The organism is Aquidulcibacter sp. (assembly GCF_049239865.1).
GTDB lineage: Bacteria > Pseudomonadota > Alphaproteobacteria > Caulobacterales > Aquidulcibacteraceae > Aquidulcibacter.
The window spans coordinates 1-6,889 of record NZ_JBMLTR010000081.1; the positions used below are offsets into that span (position 1 = coordinate 1).

Consider the following 6,889-nt stretch of genomic DNA (forward strand, 5'->3'; position numbering starts at 1 on the left):
GTCATCGGACGGGACACAAACTCAACTTCTGCCCCTTTGGTTTCGATCTTGCCAGCATTTGCCACCGTAAACCGCGATGGGAAGACATTTTGGTCAAAGACTTGCGCCTGGAAATCCTTGAACTCGGTTGAGAACAACACCGCGTTGAAGATGGTTGTCTTGTTGAACAGCTTTGACCGGAAGCCCGCTTCATAGCTGGTTGGGATTTCTGGGTCTGCAAACACAACGGTCGAATTGACGAGCCCTTGATCATAGGCCGGCCCCTTATAGCCGCGCGATACCCCGATATAGGTCAGAATGTCGTCTGTAACGTTATATTGGGCCGTCAGACGCCAAGACAGATTTGTTTCGCCGCGCGATGCAGATGCTGAGCCATAAAAGCGGCCCGGGAAAGTCCCGATGGTGTTTGAGGCTTGGACCTGTGTCCAATCAACCGACAAGGTCTCGTCGGTATAGCGCGCCCCGGCAATGAGCTTCAGCTTGTCAAAGAGGGTGTAAGCGGCTTGGCCGAAAATTGCATCGCTCTTGTTGATCGTAGTCGAACGTCGGTCCGATCCGACTGTACCGCCGGGTCCGAGATTCAGGCCCAATGTACCGGCCTGTATATTTCCGCCTGTATTGAGCATCTCGAAGGAGAATAGCCCCAATGTCCATTCAAAGTTCTGGCCAGCGGGGGACGCGAGGCGCACTTCAAACGATGTTTGATCAACCTTGCTATCGCCGGTGTTTCGGTCGAGGATATTGATCGGCAGAATGTCTGGATCATTATTGTCGATGGCGAACCAATAGCGATAGCCCGCAATAGCTGTCAGTTCGGCCCAACCCAAGTTCCAATCAACCTGGCTCGTCAAGCCGCGATAATCTTGGTTTTGAAAGAATGTCGCGCCCGCAGCATTGGTTAAATTGGTGGGGCTTGGCACAATACCACTGGCCGCACTCAGCGCACCAAAGGGTGTTGTTGCCGGTGCTGACCGCGCCGTCCAGCTGCAGCATAGTGAGTTGGAGTTGCCCCAATCAGCTGAAAGTTGCACACGGACAGTTTCGCTGACATCGGCCAAAAAGCGGACCCGCAGGGTATCGCTGTCGCGATTGTTCAGATATTCGTTACGGACCTTGTTGAAGATATAGCCGTCGCGTTCTGTTGTGCCGTAAGTTACGCGCAGAGCCGCTTGCTCGCCCAGAGCAATATTGGCCGTCATGCTGGCCTTAATCTCATCCTTCGTCGCATAAGAGCCTTGGACGTCGAGCGACGTTTCCCCAAGCCGCGGGGCGCGCGTGATGATCGAAATCACGCCAGCGGAAGCGTTCTTCCCAAACAACATGCCTTGCGGGCCGCGCAGCACTTCAACCCGATCGACATCAAGCATGTCGGCTATGCCCATGCCGTTTCGGCCCATGGGAACACCATCGACGACGACCCCAACGCTTTGCTCAACACCATCGCCAAAAATCTGGGTACCTACGCCGCGAACAGCCAAGCCCTCGCCACGTGTGTTGGCTGAATTGCCGAAATTCACGCTCGGCGAAACAAAGCGTAATTCTGTAGGGTTGTTGATACCCAGCTTGGCCAGTTGGTCGCCACTGACGGCGCTTACCGCAAGAGGCACATTCTGAAGACGCTCACTGCGACGCTGGGCCGTCACGATGATTTCTTCGACCTGGTTTGGATCGTCTTGGGCCTTAGGGGGCGTTTGAGCGAAAACAGGTGTCGATATGGCCAAAAGAGCCAAGGCGCTCACGCCGTAGCAAAGAAAATTGCGCAACAGTTTCTCTCCCCCAAAGGTGGCTTTTCCAGCCACACGATCTCAATTGATCCTTCAATCTCACGGCATCAACAAACAGTCAAGACTGTTTGTTACCGAGGGGTCCTGAGTGAGAATCTTTGACTAGGGCGTTGTTCGCTTATCAAAGCTGCGAGATTTTGAGGCGCAATCGGTCTTTGACCATATCAACGGCGGCGCGTATTTCGGCCTCCGGCGTTCCTAGCGCTGCTGACATCGCGAGTCCCCGGAATGTCGCGACAGAGAATGTCAGAAAGTCATAGGTAAAGACTTCATCCACGATACCAGCCTCCTTCATCAGGCGCAGCATTCCCCGCTTTGAACGCTCAAATTCCGAGCGATAAAGTGGCACAAGTTGGTCGGCGAGGTCTGCGTCCGATCGGGTCGCCATCCAGATTTCGGTGCGCGCCACGCCAGCAGGCGACTTGAAGCAGTCCCAAGCCGCATCCATGAGGCGCAAAATCCGCTCAACCGGATCGCCTATCGGTGACAGTTCTTGGCGATAATAGGCCATTTCGGCCTCATAGGTTTCCTTCATACAGGCGAGGATCAAGGCCACTTTATTGGGATAATGATGCAGCATCGCACCGCGCGAGACATTGGCGTTCTTGGCGACCAAAATTGTGGTGGTCGCCGCATAGCCATAGCGATGGAGCGCCTCGATTGTGGCGGCGATCAATTTGGCTTTCGTCGCCGCAGACCGCTCTGGATTGGTAGACGAGCCCTCGAGCTTCACGAGCAGGACAGCGGCACTTCTCTCTACAATTTCTGGATTTAGCATAACGCGGAACTTTCAAAATCCATGATGATTAGCAACAAGACGAGTGCGGTAAAGACAGATCGAGAGGCGGTCAATCCCGATTTGAAAATTTACAAGCAGCATTGACTGTTTCTTCGTTTTGGGCAAGGGAGAAGGCAGATCCAAAATGGACAAGCGCCGAGCGGGGGGAACATTTTATGAAGATCAGCAATCTCAAGGCTGCCCTGATCATGTGTGTCGCCTTGGCGGTCGCGAGCTTGAACCCGAAGATTGCACTGGCCCAACAAGCCAGCAGCAAGGCCCAGAAACAACCCAATATCATTGTGATCCTAGCCGATGATTTGGGCTTTGGTGACCTCGGCAGTTTTGGCGGGCGTACGATCCGGACCCCGAACCTCGACAGAATGGCGCGTGAAGGCGGACGTCTGACAAGGTTCTTTGCCAGCGCCAATGTCTGTACGCCGTCGCGGGCCGGCCTATTGACCGGTCGCTATGCCGCCCGCTCTGGCTTGGCGGTAGGGGTAATCTACCCGCATTCAGCCTATGGCCTGCCCGAAAGCGAAGTGACTTTGCCAGAACTTTTGGTCGATGCCGGTTATCGCACAGCCATGCTGGGCAAGTGGCATTTAGGATCGGTGGCCAGTGCTTGGCCAACACGGCATGGCTTTCAATCCTTCTGGGGCGTGCCGTGGTCCAACGATATGAACCCGCTGCCGCTCTATCGCGACATGACGATCCTTGAAGAACCCTTGGTTCAAGAGACCTTTGCCGAACGGCTGGTTGAAGAGGCCAAAGGGGTGATCAACTCACCTTCCGACAAGCCCTTCTTCCTCTATGTCGCCCATATAGCGCCTCATGTTCCACTGCGGCCCGGCCCGGCTTTTCGGGGCAAGTCCCAGCAGGGCCTTTATGGTGACTTTGTCGAAGAAATGGATTGGACCACGGGCGAAATTCTCAAAGCCCTTAAGGCCGCGGGCAAAGATCAAGATACTTTGGTGATCTTCACCAGTGACAATGGACCTTGGTGGGAAGGCTCCAGTGGGCCACTCCGGGATCGCAAAGGCAGCACCTATGAGGGTGCTTACGGTGTGCCCTTCATTGCCCGCTGGCCCGGCAAGATTCCAAGCGGGACCGTCTCAGACCAGATGTCGATGAATATTGATCTGTTGCCCACCTTGGCAGCGCTCGCTGGTGCGAAAGTCCCAACCGATCGCGTGATTGATGGTCAAAACATTTGGCCAATCCTGTCCAAACGCGGGGCAGTAACGCCCCATGACAAGCTCTACTTCTTCTCCAATGCCAATGTGGCAGCCGTCCGCACGCAAGACTGGCGCATGGTGGTTCGCGCTTACTACCTAAATTTTGACGCGCCGTTGGATCAGTTCAATTACCGCCTCTTGTTCAATATGAAGAACGACCGCGGCGAGACCGTCAGCTTGGCCGACCGCTTCCCAGAAATCGTCGATCGGCTCAAGGCGATGATTGACGCAGCCAGGGCGGAATTTGGCGCGATCACACAGCAAAGAACTTCCCCGCAAGCCGATGGGCCGATCCAATTGCCCAACGAAACTCGCCCCCTCAAAAAGGCTCCCTAAATCCGATGGCTGAACAGAGCACCCCCAGCGGGCAACCTGCCGCAACACCAGACGCGCGCCTACCCTTGCTTGCCAAATTTGGCTTTGGCGCGGGAGACTTTGCCTTCAACCTTGTGTGGTCGGGAACCGGCTTGTTCTTGATGTATGTTTACACCGATGTGTTTGGTGTGAGCCCGACCATTGCAGGCCTTGTCTATGCCATCGCGCTGGCTTGGGATGCCGTCACCGATCCCGTCATGGGGATCATCGCCGACAGGACTCGGACGAAGTGGGGCCGGTATCGGCCTTGGGTTGCGATGGGCGCCATACCTTTGGCGATTAGTTATGCCTTGGCCTTTTGGAACCCGGGCTTTACCGGCATTGCGTTGGTGATCTGGATCGCCTTCACCCATTGCTTATTGCGCACCGCCTATACGGTGGCGAGTATTCCATTCTCCTCCTTGCAAGCCCGCCTGTCATCTGACGCCAATGAGCGCTCGCAGCTTGCAGGCTTCCGCATGATGGGTGCCGCATCCGGCGTGCTGACGGTGGCTATGTTGACGCCCTTGGTCGTGAAGAAATTCGGTCAAGGCGATGAAGGGCGTGGCTATGTTTTGGCGGCCATGGCGGCAGGCATTCTGGCGGTCTTGATCTTTGCCTTTGTCGTCTCGGTCATGCGCGAGCCTGAAGAGACCGAAGCCGCACCGACGCCAGAGCCCATGTGGAACGACGTGGGTGCCTTCTTCTCCCAATTTGCTCAAAATGGCCCCTTGGTGCGGGTGTTTTTGGTGATCATCGCGGTATCCATCGCGGTGACCATGTTTTCCAAGAATGTCCTCTATTATTTCAAATATGTTCTAGAAGCCCCGGAATCGGCTACGCTGGCCTTGGTTACACCGGCACTTGCCATGCTGGTCTTGGTGCCCGTCTGGGTGTTCATCGCTTCTAAGACCTCAAAGCGCGCGGCTTGGATGATGGGCAGCGTGATCTCGGCATTGGGTTATCTGGCGTTTTATTTCAATCCATCCAAAGACGTCAGCGTCGTTATGGCGATCATCATGGTGATTTCAGTCGGCGGGTCGTCATTTGGTGTGTTGTTTTGGTCGATGTTGCCTGACACGGTTGAATGGGGCGAGGCCCATCATGGCGTGCGCCATGAGGCCAAAGTGTTTGGCTTTGCCAGTTTTGCGCAAAAGGCCGCCCTTGGGGTCAATGCCCTTTTGCTTGGGCTGATGTTGGACGGGGTCGGCTATAAAGCCAACCAAGCACAATCCGTCCAAACCCTTGATGGCATCACCGCCATGATGTCGCTCATTCCACTTCTTGGCGTTTTGGCCTCCATGGCACTCCTTTGGAAATACCCAATCGACGCCAAGCGCCATGCTGAATTGCGGCAGCAGATCGCCGCGCGCAACACCCCTACCAACCCACTTCAAGGTCATTAATCGATGCCTATTCGCTTTCCCGAAAGTTTCGTCTTTGGCGCTTCAACCGCCGCTTATCAAATTGAGGGTGCCGCCCAAACCGATGGTCGCGGGGAAGGCATTTGGGACCGCTATTCCCATACACCCGGTAAAATCCATCAGGGCGATACGGGCGACATTGCTTGTGATCACTACCACCGCTTTGCAGAAGATCTCGATCTGGCCCAAGCGGCCAGCATGACGGCCTATCGCTTCTCGATCAATTGGGCGCGCGTTTTGCCCGATGGTGCTGGACGGGTGAATGAAGCCGGGCTGGCCTTCTATGATCGGCTGGTGGATGCCTGCATCGCGCGCGGCTTAGAGCCTTGGGTCTGCTTTTATCACTGGGATTATTCTCAAGCCTTACAAGACCAAGGCGGATGGGCCAATCGGGCATCGGTGGATTGGTTTCTCGAATTGGTCCAGCTTGTCACCAATCGCTTGAAGGACCGCGTCACCCATTGGTGCCTGTTTAACGAGCCGACGATATTCACCTCGCTCGGCTATCTATTGGGACAACATGCCCCCGGCCTTAAGGACCCCGCTGCTTATGGGGCCGCCGTGCACCATGTCAGCCTGGCAACCGCAGAAGGCGTGCTCCTCGTGCGCCGTCTGGCTCCTGGCGCAAAGGTCGGCACCGTACTCTCGATCAATGGCGTGCAGCCCGCCTCGACAAGCCCAGAGGATGTGGCCGCCAGCGCATTAGCCGATGCCATCATGAACCGCGCCTTCCTAGATCCGATCTTCAAGGGGACATACCCAGATGAGATCGGGGCCATGGTCACCCCATTCATTCGCGACGGCGATATGGACCGCCTGAAGGCAGATTTGGATTTCCTCGGCATCAATCATTACACGCGCTCAAAAATTGCGGCGAAGCCTGCCAGCGTGTCTGCCGATGGCGCGACTGCGGGCGGCGGCATGGGCTTTGTGCCCCCGCCAGCTGGAACGCCCGTGACCTTGATGGGGTGGGAAATCCGGCCAGAGGGCATTTATGAAGTGATTGCCCGCGTCTATGAGCACTATGCCGCGCTGCCCATCTATATCACCGAAAATGGCGGTGCCTTCCCCGATGAAATGACCGCCACTGGCGAAGTGCTCGATCATGATCGGATTGGCTTGCTAACAGGCTATCTCAGCCAAATCGCGCGCGCGATTGATGATGGCTATGATGTACGCGGCTATCTGGTTTGGTCACTCCTTGATAATTTTGAATGGGGGCATGGCTATTCCAAGCGATTTGGCTTGGTACATGTGGATTACGAAAGCCAGAAGCGCACGCCTAAGGCCAGCTATCACTGGTACCGCCAG

Annotated in this window: 5 protein-coding genes; 3 read left to right on the plus strand and 2 right to left on the minus strand. The window is 55.7% G+C overall.

What is annotated here, in order from left to right; translation table 11 throughout:
- Nucleotides 1–1,763 (minus strand): TonB-dependent receptor (locus ACOVRA_RS06380; RefSeq protein WP_421719557.1); only part of this gene is annotated, 1,763 nt, incomplete at its 3' end.
- A 142-nt stretch (nt 1,764–1,905) separates the two neighbouring features.
- Nucleotides 1,906–2,562: a TetR/AcrR family transcriptional regulator gene (locus tag ACOVRA_RS06385; protein ID WP_421719558.1), complete on the minus strand. Its 657-nt coding sequence runs from the start codon at nt 2,560–2,562 to the stop codon at nt 1,906–1,908.
- 176 nt (nt 2,563–2,738) lie between these two features.
- Between ACOVRA_RS06385 and ACOVRA_RS06390 the strand changes: the two genes are divergently transcribed.
- The 3 genes from ACOVRA_RS06390 to ACOVRA_RS06400 all read left to right on the plus strand — a co-directional run.
- Nucleotides 2,739–4,136 (plus strand): sulfatase, encoded by a 1,398-nt coding sequence (locus tag ACOVRA_RS06390; protein WP_421719559.1) that lies wholly within the window; start codon nt 2,739–2,741, stop codon nt 4,134–4,136.
- A gap of 5 nt (nt 4,137–4,141) precedes the next feature.
- Complete coding sequence (locus ACOVRA_RS06395) at nt 4,142–5,560, plus strand: MFS transporter (RefSeq protein ID WP_421719560.1); 1,419 nt, start codon at nt 4,142–4,144, stop codon at nt 5,558–5,560.
- A gap of 3 nt (nt 5,561–5,563) precedes the next feature.
- The coding region (locus ACOVRA_RS06400; RefSeq protein WP_421719561.1) for a GH1 family beta-glucosidase at nt 5,564–6,889 on the plus strand (1,326 nt) is incomplete at its 3' end.